Raw genomic sequence first — 25380 nt, 5'->3', positions numbered from 1 at the left:
CTCCTCATGAAACGTCAACTTCCGCTATGGCGGGCCTGGGCGATGATGCTCGCCCTGTTCGTCGGCACCGACGCGGTGGCGGCCACGGCCAGTCCCAACGTCACCGCCGCCAGCACCTCCGAGCCCAAGCTCAACGGCACCGGCGACGCCTGGGTGCCGTTCACCAACGCGCTCGGCTTCCCCAACTCGAGCAAGTCGATCAAGGTCTTCTACTTGTCCGACGATCTGGCCGTGTACCCGCTCAACGGCGCCGCCGCGACCGTGCAGCTGCGCGCCAAGACCGGCGGCCCGATGATCAACTGCACTTTCAACGCCGGCGTGCCGGTGCTCAGCGGCACCAACGGCGGCACTTGCACCTTCCGCATCATCAACACCGCCGGCCAGGTCGACACGCTGGAGATTTTCCATCTCGGCATGCTTGCGGGCGACATCCGCGTCACCGCCACCGGCATCACCGCCAGCGGCGGCGGCAACACCGTCGATCCCTACGACAGCGACACGGTGATCCCCGCCAAACCCGCGCCAGCCTTGGGCCCGCCGCTGTCGCGCCTGCCCGCGCGCCTGGTGCTGGTGTTCGACAAGTCCGGCTCCATGGCCTGGTCGTCCAAGCTCAACGGCGACCCGGTCTGCGGCGCGTTGTATTCGCCCAATCCCGACTGCCAGCGCTGGAAGGTGCTGCGGCGCGCGACCGAGCAGATGATCTCGGTGGCTAAGGCCTATCAACTGCCGACTGATAAGCTGGGCGTGGTGTTCTTCGACAACGACGCGACCAACACCGGTGGCATCGCCGCGATGAGCACCGTCAATCTGGATGCGGTGCTGAGCGAAATCGACAAGCCGGCGCATCAGCCCGGCGGCGGCACCTCGATCGGCGACGGCATCGCGAACCTGAATTCGGATCTGGTCGGCGGCGATAACGCCAACTTCAACAACACCATGCTGCTGTTCACCGACGGCGCCCAGAACACCAGCAAATTCCTGGTCTGGGACGGTCTGGACCTGCGCGTCAATACCAACAACAGCCCGATCGGCGGCGACTTGGTGCGTCCGGCCGGCAAGCAGCTGAGCCTGTGCCCGTTCCGCCTGCGCCTGGACGATCCCAGCGACCCGGACTCGAGTTCGCTGCTGCAGAACATCGCCAACTACAGCGGCTGCGGCGCGCTCAACATCGAGACCACGCTGGACAATCCGCCCGCCGGCGCGATCCAGTATTTCCTGCAGGTGCTGGCCGACACCCTGATCGGCGACAAGCTGGAACTGCTGCACACCGACAAGGGCGAGCAGGCCGCGCCGTCCGGTGCCATCGCACCGCCGCCGCTAGACATGAGCTTCAAGACCAGCAAGAAAGATCTGGCCTTCACCATCCTGCTGGGCTGGGACCAGGCCTTCCAGGCCGACGGACGCCCCAACATCAAGCTCAGCAAGGACGGCGTCGACTTCGATCCGCTGCATAACCCGCAGTTCACCATCAGCGGTGGCGCCGGCCATGTCGCCTTGACTCTGCGCGCGCCGTTCTGCGACGCGCACGGCAAGTGCGTGTCCAGCGACGGCGATTGGAAAATGCGCGTGGCCCGCACCCTGCCGCGCGGTCTTGGCCACTGGAACCTGTTCGTGATCGGCGACAACGCCAGCATCGTCTCGCGCTACAACGTCGGTCAGACCAAATCCGGCATCGGCGAGCCGCTGCAGCTCAAGGCCACCCTGACCGAAGGCGGCAAGCCGCTGGTGGGCCTGCCCGCCGGCACGGTGCGCGCCTTCATTTCCGGTCCCGCGCTGAGCTTGGGCAACATCCTCTCCGACGGTAAGGCCAAGGCGGGCGAAGCACCGCAGGGCGACGCGCTCAGCGCCTCCGGTTTGAAGCTGCAGGCCATGCTGGCCGACCCGGCACAGCGCGACAAGATCCTGAAGGCCCTGGAACTCGGCGCCGAGAAGGGCATCGAGCTGAAGGAAACCAGCCCCGGCGTCTATACCGGCGAGTACCCGGCCACGCTGGCCGAAGGCGTGTATCAGGTCACCTACCGCATCGACAGCACCAGCTCGGACAACGGTGCCTTCACCCGCGTCTTCACCACCGACCACTACGTGCAAGTGGCGCCGGATCCCGCCGCCACCGCCAAGACCATCAAGCACGAGCCCGCACGCACCTGCCCCTCCACCCACGCAGGCGGTTGCATCAAGCTGACCCTGACGCCGGTCGACGGCAAGGGCAACCGCGTCGGTCCCGGCAAGTCGACGAGCTTCCAACTGGTGCAGCCCTTCGAGGGCGCCATCGTCGGCGATGTCACCGACAATCTCGACGGCAGCTACAGTCTGGTGATCGGCTACAACAAGAAGGGCATGGCGCCGCCGGTGTTGCGCATCGACGGCCAAACCCTGACCCTGCCCGACGCGGTCGGTACCGGCGGCAAGGGCGGTGGCGGCAAGCTCACCGGCGACGGCGACAAGCCGATCTGGCAGCAGTGGTGGGTCTGGCTGATCGCCCTGCTGGTGCTGCTGGTGCTGATCCTGCTGATGCGGCGCAAGTAAGCCGTCTTGGGGGGCGCGAGCCGCGCCCTATAGGATACGAAGACGCCGCGAGTTATCGCGGCGTTTTCGTTTGTATCGGCCGCATGCGAAAGGGATCACCGCACCGGCGGCGGCAGCATGGTCTCGCCGCACACGCAGCGTCCGTTCCACAGCAGCATCTCGAAGCCCGGCGCGCATTTCAGGAACTGCTTGCAGGTGTCCACGCCGCCCAAGCTATCCAGCGGCCCCGGGCTGCGATCGGTGCGCGGCGGCGCGTCGCCTGGCGCCGGTTGCGGCGTGCTCAGGTCGCGACAGCCGCATTCCGGCCACTCGCCCACGCCGATCTGGTTGCCCTCGGCGCAGCCGAAGTTGTTTTCGCAGGTCAGGGGCGTGCGCGGCGGGGGCACCTTCTCGCAGCCGCATTGGGGCGGCTCGCCGGTCGCGATGGTTCCTTCCGCGCAATCGACCAGCTCCGCGCAACTGCGTTGCGCCGTGGCCGAGGGTATCGCCGCTAACGCCGTCAACCCGATCAAAAGCGCTAGCGCCGCTCGCGATCTCGTTCGCGCATTCATGCCTGGCCTCCTTGCGACGTTTCCGCAATGACAAGGCAAACACAGAATCGCAGCGGTCGGCGCTACCGCTCGTCGGCAGCGCGCCCGGCGGCCGGCTTATCCGCGCCTGGCGCGCATCCGGGGCTCAGGTGCCGCGGCGTACCTCTCGCCAGACCAGGATCAGCGGGGTCGCGAACACCAGCAAGGCGAAGGCCGCGTAGATCAGGGCCGGAAGCACCTCGCCCCGAAACAGCCACAGGAAGGCCGGCAGGATCACCAGCAGCAGACCCGCCGGCCGGCGCCGAGTCAGCAGATAGGCGCCCACCGCCACCAACATCCACAGCAGCGACAAGGCCATCGCCTCAAACGACGAGACCGGCTTGGCCTGCTGCGCGTCCGGCCCTGGCCCCAGGAACAACACTGCGACCACGGCCAGCACCGCGACCGTCATCAGCATCCAGGCGCACAGGTCGGAGAGACCGAACAGTATTTTGGTAAGGCGCATCGACCCGTTCTCCGATCAGTCTTCGCTGTCGATCGCGTGCAACCGCGCATATCGGCGCAGAATTGCGGCCGACACGAATTGGTGCAGCACGATCACTCCGGCGAGCAAGACCATGTACAAGGCAAGCGAGAGCTCGCCGTCTCCATACCAGCGCACAGCCCACAGCGTCAGCATCATCGTCCCCAACGAAGCGATGCAGGCAATGATGGAGACTCTGCCGGAGAATATGGAAAGTCCCGAGCACTCGCTGCATTTGAAGGTGCCGCGCACGAACGAGACTCCTGGCATGAACCGATGCAGTCCCGAAGCTGGGGTCTTGCCGCAGTGCGGACAGACGATAGTGCTCAACGATAGGATCCCGATGCTTCGGCCCCTTCCACTGCGATGCAGCGCAGGAACCCGTTCGCCGCCGACCGCGGCCAAGTCGCCAGAACCCCTGGCACGCCGCGCATCCTGCGCGGCGGAGAGGCCCCGGTCAATGACGGACCATGCAGCGAACGAATGGGAAGTGGCTCGTTAGAGCGCAATAAGCGTCGAAGTTTCCAAAGCACCCCGGCCAAATCGCGTTCGCCGCCGCCCAGATCGCCGACCTCAGTTCGGAACGGACGGCTCGTAAGCCGCGAACGGGCCGAAACACACCCAGTCGGGCGATGCCAGACCGGCCATGACCTCGGCCTGGGAGGGGAAATGCTCGCGAAATTCGGGCCAGACCCCGGCCACGTACTCATCCCACCGCAACGGGTCCAGCTGATGGACTTTGCCGTCGGCCAAATCGATGAACTCGTAGTCGCGCGCCTGGATCTGCGCCACGCCCTGCACCAACGCGGCTTCATGATTGGCTGCCGCTACGTAGACGGCGACGAAGGCGCCGGCCAAGTGCGAAGGCATCTCGCGATTCTGGCCGCGGCCGATCTGCAGGTTGAGTAGGAACAGCTGATTCATCGCCTCACCCGTCCTTGCTCGCACGCGTGGGATCGCCCACGCTATGGTTCAATGCCACCGCCTGCTTGGTCAGCTTGCGCACGGTTGTGGCCGCGATCGTCATACCCTCGCGCAGGTCCAGGTTGGCCAGCTCGTATTTGCCGCCCGGCTTGAGGCGTGGCTCGATCTCCAGCAGGCGCTTGCCGCGCCAGAAGCCGAACAGGACCCGCTGCGCTTCGACGCGGATCAGCAGCACCGGGCCGTTGCTGAAATAGACCAGGTGGCCCCACTTCACCACCTCTTCCAGCTTCGCTGCGCCGAGCACGCCCGCGCGCAGGCGTTCGGCGAGGTCGCGTCGCCAACCGTCCAGCGCGGCGATGTAGGCATCGGGACTTTCGGCGGGTTTGATCTTCTGCATCGCGGGCTCCCGGAGCGGCCAAAGTCGGACAGGGCGAACTGCATGCTATCGAACCAGCCGAACGTCGCCGCGACGCCACGCCGGCCGTCGGCCCGGCCTTGGCAGGCTCAGCCGGTGTACGGCCCCTTGACCTCGCCCCAGCCCCACTTCGGCATGGGCGCATCCGCGTCGACGGTGGCGCCGGGCTGCGAATTGATCACGGCCAGGCGCGAGCCCCATTCCAGGTAACCCACCAAAGCGGATCGGAACTCCGGATCGTCGGGCATGCCCAGTTCGTCCGCGGTCTCCAGCAACAGGCCGACCCAGCGCCGGCGTTGCTCCTGTCCGAGGTGCCGATTGAGGTGGTGCTGGATCATTTGCGGATGCCCGCCGTGCTTGCGCGAGTAGTCGTCCGGGCCGCCCAGCACTTCGGCCAGGAACGCCGCGACGTGGGCCGGATGATCCGCGCCCATATGCGCGAAGACCTCGCCCAGCAGCGCATCCGCGCGCACGTGTTCGTAGAAGCGTACGGTCAGGCGGTTGAGCGCTTCGATCCCGCCCAGCCACTCGTACAAAGTCGGAACGTCGGTGTTCTGCATGTTCGCTCGCTATGGGCTGGCGCACCGGCGCCCGGCGGGTCCGGCCACGCGCGGCGCCGGGACCCGCGCATGCTAGAGCAAGTCCGCGCGCTTACGCAGGCGCAGCGAAGATCTCCGCCAACCGCGTCACGGAAGCGCCGCCCGCGTAGCCCACCGCCCCGACCGGGACACGTCCACCGGTGGCTTCCATCACCCGCCCCGGCCAGATCGGATCGAAGCCGCCGCAGAGCTCGATGAACTGCGCGCCCTCCTCGACCAGGGCCACCGCGACGGCGACCACCGCTGCCTGCTCCGGCACGCCGACGATGACGGTGCGTACGCCGCCGCGTTCGACGACCATGCGGTCGACGGCGGAATCCATTTCTGGCGCTTCGAATATGAATGCCCAGCTGATCACTACCACCCTCCCTGCCTATGCGGCGCTATGCGTGGCGTCAGCCACAGACCCGGCCGGGCATCGGTCTGATCTTGAAACTCCGGTTGCCGAGATCCGACACCTGGCTGGAGCTCACCCTGCCCGAGTTCGGACCTGCGGTGAAGTGCGCATGGATGGATGGCCGACCGTCTTTTGCCGACCGGCCAACGCGTCGCTGAATCGGCAGCTTCCGGGCTTAAGCGAAAGGATGAGGCGAAAGCGCCGCAGCCATCACGTCTTCTGACCCCGCCCTGCGCTAAAAGAGCCCATCGAAGCTGCGAGAGTCCCCCATGACCAAGTCCCTGACGACGGCGTTGGCGATCATGGTGCTGTCTTCGGCCTGCACGCCGATGGCGCATGACGCAGGCGGAGAGGCCGGCGGCACCCAGGAGACGACGCGCGCGCGATCTCCGGTGGCGCTCGCCGTGCGGACGCCGGAGACGCCTCCAACGCCGACCGCCGAATCGACGCCCGCACCGATCGCGCCGGTCGCGTCGGCGCAGCCCCTGGCCGAGCCGGCGGTAATGAAGGGCGGCCCCAACCGTCCCGCCGTCGAACCCGATCCGCCTTTCGTCGCCACCGAGTTCGGCCGCTTCAACGAGCCCTGGGCGATGACCTTCCTGCCCGACGGCCGCCTGCTGGTGACCGAGAAAAATCGCCGCCTGCGGCTGTTCAACACCGCCAGCAAGCAGACCACCGAAATCACCGGCCTGCCGACCGCGGCCTACGGCGGACAAGGCGGTCTCGGCGACGTCGTCCTGCATCCGCAGTTCTCCAGCAATCGCTACGTTTATCTCAGCTACGCCGAAGCCGGCCCCAACAGCACGCGCGGCGCGGCCGTGGCGCGCGCGCAGCTGACGCTCAATGCCGACGGCAACGGCGGCAGCCTGTCGGGCCTGCAAGTGCTGTGGCGGCAGACGCCCAAGGTCACCGGCGAAGGCCACTACAGCCATCGCCTCGCCTTCGGCGGCGACGGCAAGTTGTGGATCACCTCGGGCGATCGCCAGAAGTTCGACCCCGCCCAGGACATGCAGCAGAACCTGGGCAAACTGATCCGCCTCAACGACGACGGCTCGATCCCAGGCGACAATCCCTTCGTGGGCGTGGGCGGCGTCGCGTCGCAGGTCTGGACCCTGGGCCACCGCAATCTGCTGGGCATCGCCTTCGACAATGCCGGGCGCCTGTGGACCCACGAAATGGGACCGGCCGGCGGCGACGAACTCAACCTGATCGAGCGCGGCACCAACTACGGCTGGCCCATCGTCTCCAACGGCGATCACTACGACGGCACTCCGATCCCCGATCATCCGACACGCCCGGAGTTCAACGCGCCCGAGGCCTACTGGTCGCCGGTGATCGCGCCCGCGGGCTTCATCATCTACAGCGGCGATCTGTTCCCCTATTTCCGCGGCCAAGGCTTCATCGGCGGCCTCGCTTCGCAGGCGCTGGTGCGGATCCAGTTCGACGGCATACGCGCCAGCGAGTACAAGCGCTATCCGATGGGCGCACGCATCCGCGAGGTCGAGCAAGGGCCCGACGGCGCGATCTGGGTGCTGGAGGACAGCAGCAATGCGCGGCTGTTGAAACTCACACCCAGGCCCTACTGAGGATTCGCGGCCTTACGCGGTGCGGTGGCGCGCAAGCAGACCAAACTGGCGATCACCGCGATCCCCAGGCCGGTGACGCCGGTCCGCGTGGGCACCAGCAACAACGCGACACCCGCGGACAACGCCGAAATCGCGAACAGATAAATCCCGGCCCTGGACCTGAGCCACAGCATCACGGCACCGGCCAGCAAGCAGACCGCGGCACTGACCGAAGCCAGGAAAGCGACGACGCTGATTTCGCCGGCCTGCACGGCGCGCAGACCCGATGCCGCGTTGAAGGCATAGAACAACAACTGCAACAGCACGAGGATCAGGACGCTGGTACGCCAGCCCTCGGCTTGGTACGGCGCAGGGCCGACCGCAGCGGCCGGCGGCCGATAAGGATCGTTCTGGTCCAAGGTCTTCATCTCCAGGTCGAAAGCCGACTGCCCCGATGCAGTATGCCCGCACGGCCGATCCCTCCGCCCGCGTTCTACTGCACGCTCGGCGGCGACTAAACCGCCCGCGAGTACCGGCCCGGCGCCTGGCCGACATGGCGACTGAAAGCGGTACTGAACGTACTGGCCGACGCGTAGCCGACACGCTCGGCGACTTCGGCCAGCCCCAACTCCCGGCGGCGCAGCAGATCCTTGGCCACGGCCATGCGCCAGGTCAGCAGATATTCCATCGGCGGCAACCCGACGGTACGCACGAAACGCTCGAAGAACGAGGAGCGCGACAAGGCCGCCTTCTTCGCCAGTTGCTCCACGGTCCACGCGCGCGCGATCTGCGCGTGCATCTGCCGCAGGGCCGGCGCGATCCGCCCATCGGCCAGGCCTCGCAGCAACCCAGGTGGCGCATCTTCGCTGGGCGTGGCGCGCAAGGCCTCGATCAACAGCACCTCCACCAATCGCGTCAGCACCAGCTCGCGCCCCGCCCTGCGCTCGCCGGACTCCTCACCGACCAGACGCACCAGGGTGGAAAGGCGCTCGACGCCGCGTATGTGCACCAGCGCGGGCAGCAGCGGCACCAGCAGCGACGCATCCGGCGAATCGAACAGGAAGTAGCCACCCAACAGACGCGCATCCGCGCGCCGGCCCCGGCTGCCGTGGCGGACCTCGCCGGTTCGCTCGGCCTCGCGGTGCGGGTCCAGTTGGTGCGCCTGCACCGGCGCCCCGCCGGAAAGCGTGAAGCCGGGCGTGGCCGGCAGCAGCACGAAGTCGCCGGCCTCCAGCAGGGCCGTGGGTTCCCCGTCCACGTCCAGGCGGCAACGGCCTTCCAGCACCGCGCAGAAGCTCGGCTGGCCGAAGGCCGAATAGCGCACGGCCCAGTCGCCGGCGCCGCCGATGCGCTTGGCGAATACCGTGCGCGGCTGCAGCAGGGCGATGACGTCCGCCAGGGGGTCGCTCATTCCGGACTCTCGCAAACGAATATCGGATTTTTCATAGTAGATCGTCCTATCCGTGCCCGGCAAGATGGCCATCCGCACCCTCCACTACGGACACCCTCATGAAAACGGTACTGATCACCGGCTGCTCCTCCGGCTACGGCCTCGAAACCGCGCGCCACTTCCACGCCCAGGGCTGGAACGTCGTCGCCACCATGCGCAAGCCGCGCGAAGACCTGCTGCCGCGCTCGGAGCGCCTGCGTGTAGTCGCCCTGGACGTTACCCGCCCCGACAGCATCGTGGCCGCACTGGAAGCCGCCGGCCCCATCGACGTGCTGGTCAACAATGCCGGCATCGGTGTGGTCGGCGCCTTCGAGGCCACGCCGATGGCGACCGTGCGCGAAGTGTTCGAAACCAATACCTTCGGCGTGATGGCGATGACCCAGGCCGTGCTGCCGCAGTTCCGCGCGCGCCGCTCCGGCGTGGTCGTGAACGTCACCTCCAGCGTGACGCTGGCGCGGATGCCGCTGGCGGCCGCCTACACGGCCAGCAAAGCCGCCATCGAGGGCTTCACCGGATCGCTGGCGTTCGAGCTGGAGGCCTTCGATGTGCAGGTGAAACTGGTGGAACCGGGCTACGGCCCCACCACGGCTTTCGGCCAGAGCGGCGGCGCGCGCATGCAGGGCCTGGTGCCCGAACCCTACGCGGCGTTCGCCGAGCGCGTGTTCGCGGGCTTCGCGCAGCCCGCCGCCGTGACCACGGAGGCCGACGTTGCGCAGGTGGTCTGGCGCGCCGCCAACGACACGTCCGGGCAACTGCGCTTCCCAGCCGGTGCGGACGCGCTGGCCCTGGCCCAGTCCCGATAATCGGCACCAAGGCATGCACACCCATGGGCGCGGCCGCACATGGGTGGCGTGCGCTTACTTCTTGCAGGCCTTGGCCGGATCCGCCTGGGCCACGTCCGCGCTCCATAGACAGACGATACGGTCCAAGGCCAAGCCGGTGCGCGAGTTGCTGAAGAAAACGATGCCGTCGCCGGTGCTGGGACGCATCAGGAATTTGGCGCGAAAACCGGCCTGATTGCGCCCATCGTGCCCCACCGCCGTACTGCCATCGGCTAGCCGTTCGATGAAATGACCCAGACCGTAGATGGCGTCGTCGGGCGCGCGGGGCGTGCTCAGTTCCGCCGGCGCGTACATCAGGCTCAGCTGCGCTTGGCCCAACGGATGGGCACCAGGGCTATCCGCCATGCCGGCGATCATCCAACGCGCGAAGTCGTTGACGGTCGTGCTCAAGGTCGAAGGCGCCTGCTCGACGTAATAGCGCATCGGCACCGGATCGCCGTCGTCGCCATGGCCTTGCGCGGCGCCAGCCAGCAACTTCGGCGTCATCGTCACGCTGCTGTGCTTCATGCCCAAGGGCCGGAACACCAGCTCGCGCGCCAAGTCGGCGTACTTGCGTTTCGTGGTCCGCTCGATCGCCAGCTGCATCAGGGTGTAACCGCCGCCCGAGTACTGGAATTTGGCGCCGACGGGCGCGAACAGCTCCACCGCACCGCGCCCATTCGTTTTCCCTGCCAGCGATTCTTCCAGCGTCGGCAGTTCCTTGTAGTCCAGCCAGCCCTGATATCCGCCCAAGGTGGTGCCCGCGGTATGCGAAAGCAGACGGCGGATGGTGATCTGGCGATAGTCGAACTGGTTCTGCGCCAAGGGCCACGGCGACACCAGCTCGGCCACCGGCTGATCCAACCGGATACGCCCTTGCTCGGCCAGACGCATCGTTACCCAACTGGCGATCGGCTTGGACAGCGAGGCGGCGACGAATACGGTGTCCGGCGTCGCGGGCACCTTGCCGGTATGATCCGCGTAGCCGTAGCCACGCGCATAGACCAGCTTGCCGTCGACGATCAGGCCTACCGCAGCGCCTTGGATCTTGGCGTCCTTCATGATCGCCGGTACTTCGCGCTCGATGACCTGCGCGAACGCCGGAGGCTCCTGGACGGACGCCGCGTGGATAGGCGCGACCACCGATGCGGTCGCGATCAGGGCCCAGCATGCGAGCGCCTTGGGCGAGACGATGCTGCGGGCGATTGCGGAGTAGCGTCCGTGGCGTAGGTGGGTCATGGCGTCCTGGCTGAGCTGGGTGGCGGATACGGCTGAGGGCCCCGACGAGAGCGTTGGCCTCGCGAGGCGGAAAGAATCGGGCCCGAAATAAGTCATGCGACGGCGCACCGACGCCCCCGACGTCGCGCTGTCGACACGATGTCGGCGCCAGTAGGATGCGTCGCTTCCGCGCCAGGTTTAGACCGTCGCCCCCGCGTCCGCTTCGATCCGCAGACGCTAAGGCCGTACTTGACAGGCTCCAATAATTCGAAAATACTGGAATTATGGAAACAACAACCGCACTAGGCGCACTCAACGCCCTCAGCCACGAATCCCGCCTGGCCGCCTTCCGTCAACTGGTGCAAGCCGGGCCGGATGGAATGTCGGTAGGCGAGCTACGCGAAAAGCTGGACCTTCCACCGGCGACGCTCACCGCTCATCTCAACGTGTTGCGCGGCGCGGCCCTGGTCCACGACCAGCGCGAGGGGCGCGTGATCCGTGTGCGCGCGAACTACCTGCAGATGAACGCCCTGCTCGCCTATCTCACCGAGAACTGCTGCGCGGGCGTCGAGACCTGCACGCCGGCCGCAGCCTGCACCCCACGTCCGAAAGGAGCCCGTCGATGAATCGCTTCCACGTGCATTTGAATGTCGCCGACCTGGCGTCCAGCATCCGCTTCTACAACGAATTGTTCGCCACCGCGCCCAGCGTGCAGAAGGACGACTACGCCAAGTGGATGCTCGAAGATCCGCGCATCAACTTCGCCATCTCCAGCACCGGCCGTGCCGTAGGCGTCGATCACCTGGGCCTGCAGGTGGATAGCGGCAACGAACTCACCGCGCTGGGCCGTCGTCTCGACGCGGCCGGAGGCACTGTCGCCCCCGAAGCCGCGGCGGTGTGCTGCTATGCGCAATCGGACAAGCTGTGGACCGAGGATCCCCAGGGCGTGCGCTGGGAGTCGTTCCATACTTTCGGCGAATCCACCACCTATTACGACCCCGAGGTCGGTTGCGCCGGGGAAGGCACGGCCGCCTGCGCGCCCACCGCCCAGGCGCAGCCCGTCGCGGCGGCCTGCTGCGCTTCCTCTTGCGGCTGAGACGCGCGATGTCCATTCGTCCAGCGCACCCATCCGAGCACGCCGCGATCCGTGCGTTGCTGGCCGACAACGGCCTGCCGGTGCAGGATTTGACCGACGCCGACGTCGGCTTCCTGATCGCGGACACCGGCGGTGCGATCGCCGGCGTCGTCGGCGTGCAGCGCTTCGGCGACACCGGCCTGCTGCGCTCGCTTGCCGTGCACGCCGATGCGCGCCGCTCCGGCACCGGCGGCCATCTGGTCGCCGCGGCCGAAAGCGCGGCGCGGGCGCAGGGCCTACGCGAGCTGGTATTGCTGACCCAGACCGCGTCGGCCTTCTTCACCCGACGCGGCTACGTCGCCATCGATCGCGCATCTGCGCCCGCCGCCGTGCACAGCAGCGCGGAATTCCAGTCGCTGTGCCCGGCGTCCGCCACCTGCCTGATCAAGTCCCTCGAATGAACCAGCGCGACTCATCCCCGCGACAGCCCCATTGGAACGTCCAGAGCTCATGACATCCGCCCCGTCCAAGAAACGCGTGCTATTCGTCTGCGTCGAAAACGCCAACCGCAGCCAAATGGCCGAAGCCTTCGCGCGCATGCACGGCGGCGATCGCGTCGACGCCTACAGCGCCGGTTCCGCCCCATCCGGCCGCATCAATCCCAAAGCCGTGCGCTACATGGCCGAATTGGGTTACGACTTGAGCGCCCACGCCTCCAAATCGCTGGACGAGATCGAAGGCGCCTTCGATGCGGTCGTCACCATGGGCTGCGGCGACGACTGTCCTTGGGTGCCGGCCCAGCGCCGCGAAGACTGGGCCCTGCCCGATCCCAAGCACCTGGACGACGACGCCTATCGCGCGGTGCGCGACGAAATCTCGGCGCGGGTCCGGACCTTGCTGGCTTCGTTGCCGTGAGCCTGCGCCGAAAGCTGCTGGCCGAGTTCGTCGGCACCTCGGCGCTACTGGCCACGGTGGTCGGCTCCGGCATCATGGGAGCGAACCTGTCGGGCGGTAACGACGGCTTGGCCCTGCTGGCCAACGCCGCTGCGACCGCGGGCATGCTGTATGTGTTGATCGCCGCGCTGGGCCCGATATCAGGCGCGCATCTAAACCCGGCCGTCACTTTGGCGATGCGCTTGCGCGGCGAGGTGACCACGACCGTAGCCGTCGCCTACATCGCCGTGCAGACCGTCGCGGCCGTGACAGGCGTACTGCTAGCCCATGCCATGTTCGACCTGCCGCTGTGGCAGCCCGGCCTGCGTGCGCGCAGCGGCTCCGGGCAATGGTTGAGCGAAGCGGTGGCGACCTTCGGCCTGCTGCTCACCGTCCTCCTGGGCGCACGCCACCGCCCCGCCGCCCTGCCCATGCTGGTGGCTGGCTACATCTTCGCCGCCTATTGGTTCACCGCCAGCACCTCGTTCGCCAATCCAGCAGTCACCCTGGCGCGATCGCTGACCCAGAGTTTCGCGGGCATCCGGCCCGATGACGTTGCGGGCTTCGTGCTGGCGCAGCTAGTGGGCGCGATCGGCGCGCTATGGTTCGCGACGCTGCTGTTGACGCGGAGCGCGGATGGAGCCGACTCATCGCTCGACCCGAAGCCAGCGAACGCCGAAGCGCCCTAGGCTAACGGCCTGGGAGCTTCGACCCGTCGCAGTAGCAGCACCAGCAAGAACCCCGCCCAGGCCAGCAGCCACAGCACGACCACGAAGACGAAGCCCGTGGCGTACATCAAGAACAGCACGCAACCCAGGATCGCGGAAACGCCTACCCAAGGCAGCACCAGTCCGAACAACAGCGAAGACAGAAGACGTTTCACCGCGCATGCCTCATCAGGGCGCGAATCGAGCCGCTGGCAGGGCTGCGTCCGGACGGATCGCTCACTGCCGCAGCCTCAGGTGCCGAAGGCATTGAACGCCCAGAACACCCCGGCGTACAAGGAAATCCCCGCCGCCGCGATAGCGAACAGATGGCGTAGAGGCGTGCGGCCCGAGAACCAAGCCAGCCCGGCCGCCGCCCTGGCGTAAGCGATACCGGCCGCGATGGTGGAGACGCCCAGCCAAACCGCCATCGTCGCGTTGTAAGACAGCGGCAGGCCGAAGAACCTGGCGCCGTAGCAGCCGTACAGAAAGGCGATGTGAGCCGCGGCGATCAGCGCGATCAAGGCGATCCGTTTCATGAGAATCCTGTCGCGAATGGAACAGCCGTCATGCCCGTTACGCTGGCGTCGTTCGATTCATGCGCTTCCCCTGGCGCCCGGACGCTCGGCCTAGGCCGCGCCCCGGCGCGGTTTCGACTTGAATGGATCGCCGGACGGCTTGGGCGCGCCAAAGCGCTTGGCCGAAAGCTCCGCGGCCTTGCCGCGCTCGATCTCGCGGTTCTTGGGCGGGCTGAACGTGGTCAACGAGTTGATGAGCGTGGCCGCAGCCTCGCTGACTTGCTTCACGGCCAGGTTGAAGGCTTCTTCGTTCGCCTTCGACGGGGCATTGAATCCGCTCAATTTACGAACGAACTGCAACGCCGACGCACGGATCTCGTCGTGCGTGGCCGGCGGCTCGAAGTTGTACAGCGTCCGGATGTTCCTGCACATATCGCCTCCAACATCGACGTTTGCCGACGCGAATCGCCCCGCATCGGGGCGCCGCGCTCAATACTCGGACCGGCGCTCGAAGGCTGTCAACCCATCAGCGCCAGAGCGGAGGTCGGCGTACGCGGGCTCACTGACACGGATCCAGCGCTTTCATAGCGGCCTTCTGGACCACCGGATCCCCCGACGCCGCGACCTCTTGCAGCTTGATGTAGGACGGCATGCTGACGATGGGTGTGATCTGCTTCAGTTCGTCCTTGCTGAATTCGCTATGGGAGGCGCCACCTGTCTGTCCGAAGCGGATGTTGTCGTCGGTCCAACGCGTGCCGAGCGAAGTGCCGAAAAAGAAATCCAACTTGACGATGTCGGCCGCGGGCATCGTGCGGACGATGACGGATTGATAGGCTTCGCTGAGAGCGTAGTCGCTGATCTTGCCGACGCAGGTCGCCATGGCCGGGTGGCTCTTCGCCAGTCCGTACTTCATGCCCGCGACGGTGAGCCTGGAGAATTCATTGGCGGTCGCGTGCCTGGACTTGCCGGCATACGCCGCGGAGCTAAGCGACAATATGAGCGTCGCTGCGATACAAAGCGTCTTGAGCACGGATGCCCCCTGGATGCCACGGCCGAGTACGGCCCTAAGCGGCCGTTGCGGCGATGGTCCGGTGGGCATTGCGCCTTGTCAATGAAACGGCCGACGCATTCGGGGCGATGCGCCACGCCGGTGCGCTTCAGCATTCGCCGCGAACGGGGCGGTCGCGGCCCTCGCCGCTCCCACAGCGCTGGCGTCGCGTCCATTGGGTTGGCATCGCAGGCCCCACGCCCCTGCCTGGAGCAAAAAAAACGCCGCGGAGGCCGCGGCGTTTGTTGGAGCCTCCGAAGACGGCGGGTCAGTAATAACCCGCCAGATTCAAGAACCAGCCCTTGTTGTCGTACTTAAGATCGGTCAGGTCGTCGCTGAAGTCGGTGAAGTTGTAGCCCACGCCGACCTTGAAGTTGTCGCCGAGCTGGCGGTCCAGGCCGATCAGCCAGCCGCGCTTGTCGCCGCCGTCCTTGACCTGCAGCCAGCGGTACTCGACCAGACCTTCCCACTTGGCGATCAGGTGATAGCGCAGCTGGCCGGCTGCGAAGTCGGCGCGGCTGTCCAGCCACTGGCCTTCGCCGCGACCGATGCGGTAGTCGCCCCAACGGCTGGCGAGCTTACCGGCCACCTCCCACTTGTCGTCGATGCGGTAGACGCCTTCGAACGACAGCACCTGCGAGCGCTGGTCGTACGTGGCGCCGCCGTCCTGGCCGAGCGTGGCCAGGTCGTACAAATAGGTGTATTTGCCGAACAGGCCCCAGCGGGTGTTGTCGTGCGGGCGGTAGGCGAAGCCGAGGTTGGCTTCGGCCAGCTTGGCGCTTTCGGCCGGATTGAGGTCGTCCTGGGTATCGGCGTAATTGGCGCGCAGGGCCAGGCGCAGGTCTTCGTTGACCTTGTAGAACAGGCGATTGGTGGTGACCCACTGCTCGCGCTGCTCGGCACCGGTGTCCTTGCGGTACTCCAGCTTGCTGTTCCACTGGGCGATTTCGTCGGTGCGGCCACCGCTGACGCTGTAGGCGCGACGGTCGACGCGACCGGTCGTGGCGTCCAGTTCGCCGTCCATGATGGTGAAGCCGATGTTCCAGCCTTCGGACGGATAGAAGTCCATGCCGTAGGTGTGGACGATGCCCTGGCTGTTGTCGCTGGGGTCCTTGAGGAACTGGCTTTCGTTGAACAGGTTGACCTGGTTGCTCAGACGCCAGCGCTGGCCGAGGGTCCAACCGTTCTGCAGATCGCGGTTGAACAGCGGATCGGTGGCGGTGGTGTCGGTGCTGTAGCTGTAGGCGCCGTAGATCGTGTGGTCGGGCTTGAGGCGGTACTCGGCCTCGACTTTGCCGCCGTGGCCGCGGCTGCCACCGCTGACTTCGGCGCCAACGCTGGAACGATCGCCGAACAGGTACTTGCCGCCCAGGGTGATCAGGTTGTTGCGGTCGTAGGCGCCATTGTCGTCGTCGGCGGTGAACTGGCCGACGCCGTACAGCTCCAGCGAGGAACCGAAGCGGCGGCGGTAGCTCACGGCCGCCAACAGGGCGTCGGCGGTGCCGCTGAGGCGCTCTTCGCGCACGCGACGCAGCTCGGCGCCCAGCTGGGTGTCGTTGGTGATGCGCCAATCGGCGGTCAGCTGGCTCTGCTCCAGGGCCTCGGCGCCGCGTTCGGCGCGCGAGTACTTGCCGTACAGGCTGAAGTTGTCGGTGAAGTAGCCCAGGAACTCGGCGCCGTATTCCTCGATATCCAGGCCGGTGTCCGCGCGCGAGACCGAGAAGCCGGCGTCGACGTCGCGCCACCAGGCGCCCACGCTCCAATCGCGATCGGTCCAGCCCAGCTCCTTGAAGTTCGCGCGCGCCTCGACGGCCTTGGCTTCGCCGCTGCGCGCAGCGGTGGTCGGATTGCGCTGGATGAAGCTGAGACCGCCGTTGTCGGAATAGAAGATCGGCGCGACGGTGGATTCGCTGCGGGTCTGTTCCAGCTTCAGGTAGGTGCCGCGACCGGCCTGCAGGGTCAGATCCGCGCCCTTGAGGGTGTAGTCGTCGCCACGTCGGTTCTCGTCGATGTAGGTACCGCCCACCGCGACGTGCTCGCCGAACCACTGCTTGCCGCGGAAACCGGCGCTGACGTCATCGGCATCGAAGCCGACCGGCACGTATTCGTAGTCGACCAGCAGCAGCTGGGTGTAGCCGTCGAGCGGGTTGTCGCGGGTCAGGGTGCGCACGTTCTCGCGCGTGACCTGGGCCAGCGGACGGGTCAGGATCAGGCGACCCTGCAGCTCGTCGATCTCGTAGTCGGCGCCGCGCTGCAGGTCCACGCGGCTCTCGGTGCGGCCGGTGGTGCGATCGCGGATTTCCAGGGTGACCTTGTCCGAACCCGGCAGCACGTCGGTGTGCTTGAGGTAGTACAGGCTGCCGCCGGTGCCGAGGAACTCGGTGTGGCCGTAGGCGCTCTGCGCTTCGGAACCGAACGCGCGCACTTCGCTCTTGGGCGCGCCGAGCTGGGTGGTGGCGCGCGAACGCCAGGACAGCGCCGCGCCGTACAGCGAGCGGTCGTACTGACCGTACTCGGTACCGGTGATGCCGGTGTTGAAGTTGCCCCACAACGCCTGGTTCTGGTCCCAGTCCACGCGCACGTACAAACGGCCCTGGGTATCGACGTCGCGGTAGGTGCTGGAGTCGTCGCCGTAGACCGGGTAGTACAGGTCCGGATCGAGACGGCGGAACACGTCCTGGGCGTCGGCATCGAAGAAGCCGTTGAACAGCTGCTTGATCTCGCGCTCGCGGGTGTCGGCCTGGGCGGTGATCAGGTACTTGCCCTTGACCTTGCCCTTCAAATAGAACGCCAGGCGGCCTTCGCTGATGAAGTCCTTGTCGTAGCGTTCGTCGCCGGCCAGCGGTTCGATGTTGCCGCTGACGTTGTTCTCGGACACGGTGACATCGGCCAGCGCGACCAGGAAGGCGTACTTGCCGGTGACGTCGACGTCGAGGCGGTGCTGCAACGGCGCGCCGCCGCGCGGCTTGACCGCCACGTCGTAGCCGTGACGGCCGATCGGCTCCAGGAACTCGGCCACGAACTTGCGCTCGAGGTCGATCGGGAAGGTTTCGCCGTTGATGGTGAGCTGGGTATCGCGCGGGATGTCGCGGCCGTAGATGCGCACGCGCGAGCCGTAGATCGGGATGTTCTGGATGCGCAGCGAGCTGCGCCCGTAGATCGCGTTCTCGATGCCCTGCGACTCGGCGTCCTCGGTGTCCAGCGCCTTGCCCAGCGAACGCTGGTTCTCGTCGCGCAGCACCTGGATGCCGCGCTCGTAGTCTTCCGGACGCACCAGTTGCACGCGCTTGCCGACGGTTTCGTCGAAAGTGCCGTCCTTGCCGTAGGCGCGGGCGACGTAGATCAGCTCGTCGCCCGGCTGCAGGTTGAGATCGGCCGGCAGGGCGCCGTCCCATTCCTGGTCGGTGACGTTGGCCACCGGCAGGTCGATCTTGGCCAGCGGCGTGACCAGGTCGGCGTCGCTGCCGCGGTACACGGTGACTTCGATCTTGTCGATGAACGAGGCGTAGTTGGTGTAGCCGTGGAAGCGCAGCGGCTTGGCGATGCGGCCGTTCTCGAAGGGCACGGTCGAACCGCCCTGCACGTCGAGCACGGGGCGGCCGAGGGTGGGATCTTCGGTGGCCCAGATCACGCCGCCGTTAGGCAGGTCGATGCTGAAGCGGCCGGCGATCTTGGCGCTGCCGGGCAGCACGTCCTCGCGCACCACATCGACGCGACGATTGCGTTGCAGCGCGTCGGCGTCCGCGCCCTGCGCGACCGGGCGCTCTTCGCCTCGGGTGCGCACGCGGAACAGCAGGCCTTCGTCGCTGCGGCATTCGCCGCCGTCGCAACGTGCCGCGGCGCCCTCGCCTTCCGACTTCGGTGCCGCGTCCTGAGCCAGCGACGGGCCGGCGGCGCCGGCCGAGAGCAGGCCGATCAGGGTCATGTCCAGAAGCTTCATTTTCATCTTCATGGCCATGTCCTCAGCGGCCGCCCACGCCGACGGGGGCGTTGGTATCGTCAGTTATGTCCACTCGCACCTTCTGTCTCACCTTCGGCTCGAGCTCGGCCGATATCGCCTCGTACACGGCCTTGGCGCGGCGCATGCCGAGCTGGACGTTGTAGGCGTTGGCGCCGCGCGGATCGGCGCGGCCGACGATACCGATCACACCGCGACCTTCGCGGTTGAGGGTCTTGGCGATTTCCGAGATCAGGCCGCGATACTGCGGACGAATCGTGGCCTGGTCGGTGTCGAACAGCAGCTCGCCGAGCTTGATCGCCTGGTCCAGGCTGACCAGCGCCGTGGCGTCGGTGCCCGCGACCACCTCGATGCGGACCTTCTCGGCGAGGTCCGGTTCCAGTTCCTTGCTCAGCGCCGCCTGCACCGCATGGGCGCGGGCGAACGCCAGCGCCTCGCCTTCGGCCTGAGCGGTGATGGTGACGCTGCCGCCGTCGGCATCGCGCAGGCGCTGGGCGATCTTGCCGAACATCGGCGCGTAATCGCTCTTCACCTGGTCGCTGCCGGCTTCGAACATCACCTCGCCCAGCTCGACATCGGTCTGGCTGCTGCCGCCGCGGATCTCGCCGGCGGGCAGCTTGACGCCGAAGTCGAAGCGGGTCGGCACGCCCTGGGTCACGCGGCGCACGCGCGGGTTTTCGGTGGTGAACACCGAGCCCGGCGGCAACGTGGCCTGGTCGACCTTGAGGATGAAGTTGCGGCCGCGTGCGGCGTCGCCGCCCGAGATACCCTCCAGGTGGTAACGGCCGTAGGCGTCGGTCTGCATGATCAGGCCTTCCACCGAGGCGATGCGCACGCCGGGGATACCGCGTTCGTCGATGCCTTCGTTGCGGATCACGTAAGAGACCTCGTAGCCGTCGGCGACCTGGCTGACCTTGCGCGTGACCTGCAGGTCCTGCGCGGTCAGACCCTTGGCCGCGTCGCCGCGGGTGCGTTCGACCGTGGTCTGGCCGGCGGCGTTCATGCGCACGGTGCTGCCCTCGTCGGTGGTCAGGACGAAGTCGTCGCTGAAGTCGAGCGAGCGCAGGGTCTGGCGCACCACCACCTGACGGCGCTGAGCGCTGTCGGCGCTGGAGCTGCGGCCGGCGATGTCGCCGATCGCGATGCCGTGCAGCAGCGGCGCGCTGGCGTCGGGCTCCGGCTGCGGGCCGGTGCCGCGATCGACTGTGGTCGAACCCGCGACGTAGGCGCCCGGGGCGAAGCCGCCCTGCACGCGCACGCCGCCGGCCTTGGCCGGATCCTGCCAGCCGTCGCCGTCGCGGTCGTCGTAGACCGTACCCATGATCAGGCTGTCTTCCAGCAGCGGATCGCCGGCCATGTCGACATCGGCGGTGGCGACGTTGCCGATCGAGGTGCCGTTGACGTCGAGCGCGGTGACGCTGTTGGTGTGCACGCCCTTGCCCACGCCGGCGCCGACGCGCAGGAAGTAGACGATGGTGGCGCGCTGACCGATGGCCACGTCGATGCCGTTGATGCGCAGCGGATTGGTGCCGCCGACGCTGGCGGCGTCGTCCTCGTCGTCCACGCTGAGCGAGCCGTCGACGTAGGTGAAGCCCGCGGGCGGCGTATCGACCAGGGTCGCGTTGCGCGCCGGCGAGTCGCCCACGTTCTCGGCGATCACCGTGTAGCGCACCAGATCGCCGATCTTCACCGAGCGCTGAGCCGCCTGCTTGGTCAGGCGCAGCACCGGGGCGTTGGCGTTCACCGTGATGGTGACCACGGCGGTGTCGCAGACCGGGGTCGGCACCGAGGTGTCGCAGACGCGGTAGGTGAAGCTGTCGGTACCGGCGAAGAACTGGTTCGGGGTGTAGGTGCACACGCCCGCCACGCAGTTCACCGTGCCGTTGGTCGGCGCCACGGTCACGCTGACCGAGGCCGGATCCAGCGGCGCGCTGAGCACGCTGTCGTTGGTGAGGACGCTGATCGTCACCGGCACCTGCTGATCGGTGCTGGTCACGTCGTCGACGGCGTCGACCCGGTTGGGCTGGACCAGCACCGAAACGGTGGCGGTGGCGCAGTTGGCCGGATTGAGCTTCTCGCAGATCGTGTAGGTGTAGCTGTCGTTGCCGCTGAAGTTCGGGTTGGGCGTATAGGTCACGGTGCCGTCGCCGTTGACCACGACCGTGCCGTTCGCCGGGTTGCTGGCGATGGTGATGTTGACCAGGGCCGGATCGATCGGCGCGCCGTTGAGCGTGTCGTTGGTCAGCACGCTGGTGATGATCGGCGTGTTCTGCGGGGTGACGCCGCGGCCGCCGCCGACCAGATCGTCGGTGGCGGTGATCGCGGGAGCGACCACGGTGACCGTGACCACGGCCGTATCGCAGTTGCTCGGGTTCAGCACTTCGCAGATGCGGTAGGTGACGGTGTAGGTGCCGGCCGGGGTGTTCGGCGCGACATCGACCGTACCGTTGGCGTTCACCGTCAGCGGGCCGCTGGTGACCGGCGTCAGGCTCACGTCGGCCGGGTTCAGGGTGCTGCCGTTGAGCGTGTCGTTACCGAGCACGTTGATCACGCCGGTGCCGCCGGTGCTGCCGTTGACCGGCGTGGCGAGGGTGTCGTCGACCGCGTCGATCGGTGCGGCGTTGACCGTGACCGTGACTGTGGCGGTATCGCAGTTGCTCGGGTTGAGCACTTCGCAGATCCGATAGGTCGCGGTGTAGGTACCGGCCGGGGTGTTCGGCGCGACGTCTACCGTACCGTCGGCGTTCACCGTCAGCGGGCCGTTGGTGACCGGCGCCAGGGTGACGTTGCCGGTCGTGGCCGCGCCACCGTTGAGGGTGTCGTTGCCCAGCACGTTCACCACACCGGTGCCGCCCGTGGTGCCGTTGATCGGCGTGGCGACGGTGTCGTCAACCGCGTCGATCGGAGCAGCGTTGACCGTCACGGTGACCGTGGCGGTATCGCAGTTGCTCGGGTTGAGGACTTCGCAGATCCGGTAGGTGACGGTGTAAGTGCCGGCCGGGGTGTTCGGCGCGACATCGACCGTACCGTCGGCATTCACCGTCAGCGGGCCGCTGGTGACCGGCGCCAAGGTGACGTTGCTGGTCGTGGCCGCGCCACCGTTGAGGGTGTCGTTGCCGAGCACGTTGACCACGGCGGTGCCGCCGGTGCTGCCGTTGACCGGCGTGGCGACCGGGTCGTCCACCGCGTCGATCGGCGCGGCGCCGACCACCACGGTGATCGAAGCCGTGTCGCAGTTGCTCGGACGCGCGGTCTCGCACAACTGGTACGGAATCACGTAACTGCCGGCCGGGGTGCCCGGGGCGACCGAGACGGTGCCGTCGGCCGCGACCGAGACGCCATCGCCCGTGTTCGGGTCGTTGACGGTGAAGGTCACGAAGGCCAGATCGATCGCGCCGCCGTTGAGGCTGTCGTTGGTCAGCGCGTTGCCGACGTTGGCCGAGCCGGTGGCGCCGTTGACCGGCGTGCCGCTGTAGTCGTCGTCGTTGGCCACGATCACCGCCTGCGCCACGGTCACCGTGGCGGTCGCATTGGCGCAGACCGGGGTCGGCGTCGAGACGTCGCAGACGCGGTACACGAAGCTGTCGCTACCGCTGAAGCCGGCGTTCGGCGTGTAGGTGCACAGACCCGCGCTGTCGCAGGTCACGCTGCCGTTGGTCGGTGCCGTGACGATGCTGACCGAGGCCGGATTGAGCGGCGCGCCGGTGGTGGTGTCGTTGCCGATCACGTTGATGCCCACCGGCGTGTTCTGCGGCGTGCTGGCGCTGTCGTCGAGCGCGGTGACGGTATTGCCACCGACGGTGATCGACACGGTCGCGATATCGCAGACCGAGCCGTTCGGCGCCGGCAGGCACAGACGGTAGCTGAAGCTGTCCGGGCCGCTGTAGTTGGCATTCGGCACGTAGGTGTAGCTGCCGTCGGCGTTGAAGGTCAGCGTGCCGTTGCTGGTACCGGTCACCAGTGCATAGACCGAGCCCACCGGTGCGCTGTCGCCGCCGGTGACGGTGGCGTTGAGCGTGGTGTTCTGCGGCGTGGTGGCGGTGTCGTCCACGGCATCCGGGCCGACCACGACCGGCACGCTGGCATCGTCGCAGGTGGCCGGCGAGGTGGCCGGCAGCGTGCAGATGCGGTAGGTGACGGTGTAGGCGCCCGGCGTCGAACCAGCCGGCACGGTGAAGCTGCCGTCCGGATTGGCGATCAGACCGGTCAGGCCGCCGTTGCTGACGACGGTCGGCGCGGTGGCGTTGACGCCGATCGCGACGGCGACGCCGTTGGTGGTGTCGTTGAGGGTCACGTTCGGCACGGTGCCGCCTGCGAACGGCAGGACCGCGGCCGAGTCGTCGACGGCGTCGATCGAAATCGAAACCGGCGTGGTTTCGGTATCGCTGTCGTTGCCGCCGTTCGGATCGGTGGTGGCGCTGCTGACGCTGGCGGTGTTGCTGATCGTGGACGCGCCGCCGTAGTTGGACGGCACCGCCAGGGTCAGAGTGATCGCGGCATTGGCGCCCGCGGCCAGGGTCGGACGCGAGCATTCCACGGTGCCGGCGTTGTTCACGCAGGCCCAGCCGGCGCCGCTTGCGCTGACGAAGTTCAGACCCGCCGGGATGGCGTCGCTGACCACGATCGAGGACGCCGCCGAAGGACCGGCGTTGGCGACGGTGATCGTGTAGACCACATTGTTGCCCGGTACGACCGAGGCGCCGGCATCGTCCTTGTCGATCGACAGGTCGGCCGAAGCCACCGGGGTCGTCGTGGCCGTGCCGGTGTTGTTGGTCGTGGTCGGATCGTTGGTGGTCGAGGTCACCGTCGCGGTGTTGGCGTAGGTTCCCGTGGCGTTGACCGTCGCGGTGATCTGCAGCGAAGCGCTGGCGCCGTTGGCCAGGYTGCCGATCGTCCACACGCCGGTGCCGGAGACATAAGCGCCCGCACCGTTRTCGGAGACATAGGTGTAGCCATTCGGCAGCAAGTCGGCGACCGAGACGCCGGCCGAGGCCGACGGACCGTTGTTGGTGACGGTCAGGGTGAACACGACGTTCGTGCCCACCGTCGGAGTCGCGTTATCGACCGACTTCGCCATGACCAGATCGGCCGAGGCGACCGGGGTCGTGGTGGCCGTGCCGGTGTTGTTGGTCGTGGTCGGATCGTTGGTGGTCGAGGTCACCGTCGCGGTGTTGGCGTAGGTACCCGTGGCGTTGACCGTCGCGGTGATCTGCAGCGAAGCRCTGGCGCCGTTGGCCAGGTTGCCRATCGTCCACACGCCGGTGCCGGACACGTAAGCGCCCGCACCGTTGTCGGAGACGTAGGTGTAACCGTTCGGCAGCAGATCTGCGACCGAAACGCCGGCCGAGGCCGACGGACCGTTGTTGGTCACCGTCAGGGTGAACACGACATTGGTGCCCACCGTCGGGGTCGCGTTGTCCACCGACTTGGCCATGACCAGATCGGCCGAAGCGACCGGGGTCGTGGTGGCCGTGCCGGTGTTGTTGGTCGTGGTCGGATCGTTGGTGGTNACCGACTTGGCCATGACCAGATCGGCCGAAGCGACCGGGGTCGTGGTGGCCGTGCCGGTGTTGTTGGTCGTGGTCGGATCGTTGGTGGTCGAGGTCACCGTCGCAGTATTGGCGTAGGTACCCGTGGCGTTGACCGTCGCGGTGATCTGCAGCGAGGTCGACGCACCGTTGGCCAGGTTGCCGATCGTCCACACGCCGGTGCCGGACACGTAAGCGCCTGCACCGTTGTCGGAGACGTAGGTGTAACCGTTCGGAAGCAGGTCGGCGACCGAGACACCGGCCGAAGCCGACGGACCGTTGTTGGTCACCGTCAGGGTGAACACCACGTTCGTGCCCACCGTCGGGGTCGCGTTGTCCACCGACTTGGCCATGACCAGATCGGCCGAAGCGACCGGGGTCGTGGTGGCCGTGCCGGTGTTGTTGGTCGTGGTCGGATCGTTGGTGGTCACCGACTTGGCCATGACCAGATCGGCCGAAGCGACCGGGGTCGTGGTGGCCGTGCCGGTGTTGTTGGTCGTGGTCGGATCGTTGGTGGTCGAGGTCACCGTCGCGGTATTGGCGTAGGTACCCGTGGCGTTGACCGTCGCGGTGATCTGCAGCGAAGCGCTGGCGCCGTTGGCCAGGCTGCCGATGGTCCACACGCCGGTGCCGGACACGTAAGCGCCT

General features: G+C 67.2%; 23 protein-coding genes. 8 read left to right on the top strand and 15 right to left on the bottom strand.

The window, feature by feature from the left end:
• The first annotated feature begins 6 nt into the window (after positions 1 to 6).
• On the top strand, positions 7 to 2526 hold the full coding sequence (locus tag ASD69_RS20555; protein ID WP_082576675.1) for a vWA domain-containing protein: 2520 nt from the start codon (positions 7 to 9) through the stop codon (positions 2524 to 2526).
• A gap of 95 nt (positions 2527 to 2621) precedes the next feature.
• On the opposite strand, the gene ASD69_RS20550 is transcribed toward ASD69_RS20555, so the two are convergent.
• From ASD69_RS20550 to ASD69_RS20520, 7 genes are all read right to left on the bottom strand, one after another.
• Positions 2622 to 2912, bottom strand: a complete 291-nt coding sequence (locus tag ASD69_RS20550; protein ID WP_157489432.1) for a hypothetical protein — start codon at positions 2910 to 2912, stop codon at positions 2622 to 2624.
• Positions 2913 to 3201: 289 nt separating this feature from the next.
• Positions 3202 to 3561 carry a hypothetical protein gene (locus tag ASD69_RS20545; protein ID WP_056183091.1) on the bottom strand — a complete coding sequence of 120 codons (360 nt, stop codon included), beginning with the start codon at positions 3559 to 3561 and terminating at the stop codon, positions 3202 to 3204.
• Between the two features lie 15 nt (positions 3562 to 3576).
• Positions 3577 to 3909 carry a hypothetical protein gene (locus tag ASD69_RS20540; protein WP_157499377.1) on the bottom strand — a complete coding sequence of 111 codons (333 nt, stop codon included), beginning with the start codon at positions 3907 to 3909 and terminating at the stop codon, positions 3577 to 3579.
• A gap of 243 nt (positions 3910 to 4152) precedes the next feature.
• Positions 4153 to 4503 carry a hypothetical protein gene (locus tag ASD69_RS20535; protein ID WP_056183085.1) on the bottom strand — a complete coding sequence of 117 codons (351 nt, stop codon included), beginning with the start codon at positions 4501 to 4503 and terminating at the stop codon, positions 4153 to 4155.
• Positions 4504 to 4507: 4 nt separating this feature from the next.
• Positions 4508 to 4900, bottom strand: a complete 393-nt coding sequence (locus tag ASD69_RS20530; protein ID WP_056183082.1) for a DUF1801 domain-containing protein — start codon at positions 4898 to 4900, stop codon at positions 4508 to 4510.
• A 107-nt stretch (positions 4901 to 5007) separates the two neighbouring features.
• Positions 5008 to 5478, bottom strand: coding sequence for a group II truncated hemoglobin (locus ASD69_RS20525; RefSeq protein WP_056183078.1), 471 nt, complete (start codon positions 5476 to 5478; stop codon positions 5008 to 5010).
• Between the two features lie 91 nt (positions 5479 to 5569).
• Entirely contained in the window at positions 5570 to 5875 is a 306-nt protein-coding gene (locus ASD69_RS20520) for a DUF6506 family protein (RefSeq protein ID WP_255356361.1), read from the bottom strand.
• A gap of 308 nt (positions 5876 to 6183) precedes the next feature.
• Between ASD69_RS20520 and ASD69_RS20515 the strand changes: the two genes are divergently transcribed.
• The gene (locus ASD69_RS20515) at positions 6184 to 7500 is read left to right on the top strand and encodes a PQQ-dependent sugar dehydrogenase (RefSeq protein ID WP_343123765.1); all 1317 of its coding nucleotides are present in this window, start codon (positions 6184 to 6186) and stop codon (positions 7498 to 7500) included.
• On the opposite strand, the gene ASD69_RS20510 is transcribed toward ASD69_RS20515, so the two are convergent.
• Both ASD69_RS20510 and ASD69_RS20505 read right to left on the bottom strand, forming a co-directional pair.
• Complete coding sequence (locus ASD69_RS20510; RefSeq protein WP_056183069.1) at positions 7494 to 7907, bottom strand: hypothetical protein; 414 nt, start codon at positions 7905 to 7907, stop codon at positions 7494 to 7496. The genes ASD69_RS20515 and ASD69_RS20510 overlap by 7 nt on opposite strands.
• An 86-nt stretch (positions 7908 to 7993) precedes the next feature.
• On the bottom strand, positions 7994 to 8890 hold the full coding sequence (locus ASD69_RS20505; protein WP_056183066.1) for an AraC family transcriptional regulator: 897 nt from the start codon (positions 8888 to 8890) through the stop codon (positions 7994 to 7996).
• 98 nt (positions 8891 to 8988) lie between these two features.
• On the opposite strand from ASD69_RS20505, the gene ASD69_RS20500 reads away from it, so the two are divergent.
• On the top strand, positions 8989 to 9732 hold the full coding sequence (locus tag ASD69_RS20500; RefSeq protein WP_056183063.1) for an SDR family NAD(P)-dependent oxidoreductase: 744 nt from the start codon (positions 8989 to 8991) through the stop codon (positions 9730 to 9732).
• 54 nt (positions 9733 to 9786) lie between these two features.
• Here the strand turns inward: ASD69_RS20500 and ASD69_RS20495 are convergent, their stop codons facing one another.
• Positions 9787 to 10989 (bottom strand): serine hydrolase domain-containing protein, encoded by a 1203-nt coding sequence (locus tag ASD69_RS20495; RefSeq protein WP_082576672.1) that lies wholly within the window; start codon positions 10987 to 10989, stop codon positions 9787 to 9789.
• A gap of 263 nt (positions 10990 to 11252) precedes the next feature.
• On the opposite strand from ASD69_RS20495, the gene ASD69_RS20490 reads away from it, so the two are divergent.
• Genes ASD69_RS20490 through ASD69_RS20470 form a run of 5 tightly spaced genes read left to right on the top strand, consistent with a single transcriptional unit; the run spans position 11253 to position 13665 of the window.
• A complete protein-coding gene (locus ASD69_RS20490) occupies positions 11253 to 11594 on the top strand; it encodes a helix-turn-helix transcriptional regulator (RefSeq protein ID WP_056183060.1) in 342 nt (113 codons plus the stop codon).
• On the top strand, positions 11591 to 12064 hold the full coding sequence (locus tag ASD69_RS20485) for an ArsI/CadI family heavy metal resistance metalloenzyme (RefSeq protein WP_056183058.1): 474 nt from the start codon (positions 11591 to 11593) through the stop codon (positions 12062 to 12064). The genes ASD69_RS20490 and ASD69_RS20485 overlap by 4 nt, the downstream gene beginning before the upstream one ends.
• A gap of 8 nt (positions 12065 to 12072) precedes the next feature.
• Positions 12073 to 12504 (top strand): arsenic resistance N-acetyltransferase ArsN2, encoded by a 432-nt coding sequence (gene arsN2, locus ASD69_RS20480; RefSeq protein WP_056183055.1) that lies wholly within the window; start codon positions 12073 to 12075, stop codon positions 12502 to 12504.
• A gap of 49 nt (positions 12505 to 12553) precedes the next feature.
• Positions 12554 to 12958, top strand: coding sequence for an arsenate reductase ArsC (locus ASD69_RS20475; protein ID WP_056183052.1), 405 nt, complete (start codon positions 12554 to 12556; stop codon positions 12956 to 12958).
• Entirely contained in the window at positions 12955 to 13665 is a 711-nt protein-coding gene (locus ASD69_RS20470; RefSeq protein WP_056183050.1) for an MIP/aquaporin family protein, read from the top strand. The genes ASD69_RS20475 and ASD69_RS20470 overlap by 4 nt, the downstream gene beginning before the upstream one ends.
• On the opposite strand, the gene ASD69_RS22150 is transcribed toward ASD69_RS20470, so the two are convergent.
• From ASD69_RS22150 to ASD69_RS20450, 5 genes are all read right to left on the bottom strand, one after another.
• Positions 13662 to 13859 (bottom strand): hypothetical protein, encoded by a 198-nt coding sequence (locus ASD69_RS22150; protein ID WP_157489429.1) that lies wholly within the window; start codon positions 13857 to 13859, stop codon positions 13662 to 13664. The two genes, ASD69_RS20470 and ASD69_RS22150, sit on opposite strands and share 4 nt — an antisense overlap.
• Positions 13860 to 13934: 75 nt before the next feature.
• Positions 13935 to 14219, bottom strand: coding sequence for a hypothetical protein (locus ASD69_RS20465; protein ID WP_056183047.1), 285 nt, complete (start codon positions 14217 to 14219; stop codon positions 13935 to 13937).
• A 90-nt stretch (positions 14220 to 14309) separates the two neighbouring features.
• Entirely contained in the window at positions 14310 to 14630 is a 321-nt protein-coding gene (locus ASD69_RS20460) for a DUF2277 domain-containing protein (RefSeq protein WP_056183044.1), read from the bottom strand.
• A gap of 127 nt (positions 14631 to 14757) precedes the next feature.
• Positions 14758 to 15228, bottom strand: a complete 471-nt coding sequence (locus ASD69_RS20455; RefSeq protein ID WP_157499375.1) for a hypothetical protein — start codon at positions 15226 to 15228, stop codon at positions 14758 to 14760.
• Between the two features lie 286 nt (positions 15229 to 15514).
• Positions 15515 to 19198 (bottom strand): hypothetical protein, encoded by a 3684-nt coding sequence (locus ASD69_RS20450; protein WP_235567280.1) that lies wholly within the window; start codon positions 19196 to 19198, stop codon positions 15515 to 15517.
• Between the last annotated feature and the right edge of the window lie 6182 nt (positions 19199 to 25380).

Origin of the sequence: Lysobacter sp. Root604, assembly GCF_001427505.1 — a bacterium.
Classification (GTDB): Bacteria; Pseudomonadota; Gammaproteobacteria; order Xanthomonadales; family Xanthomonadaceae; genus Lysobacter.
This window is presented reverse-complemented; position numbering and strand designations above follow the sequence as displayed.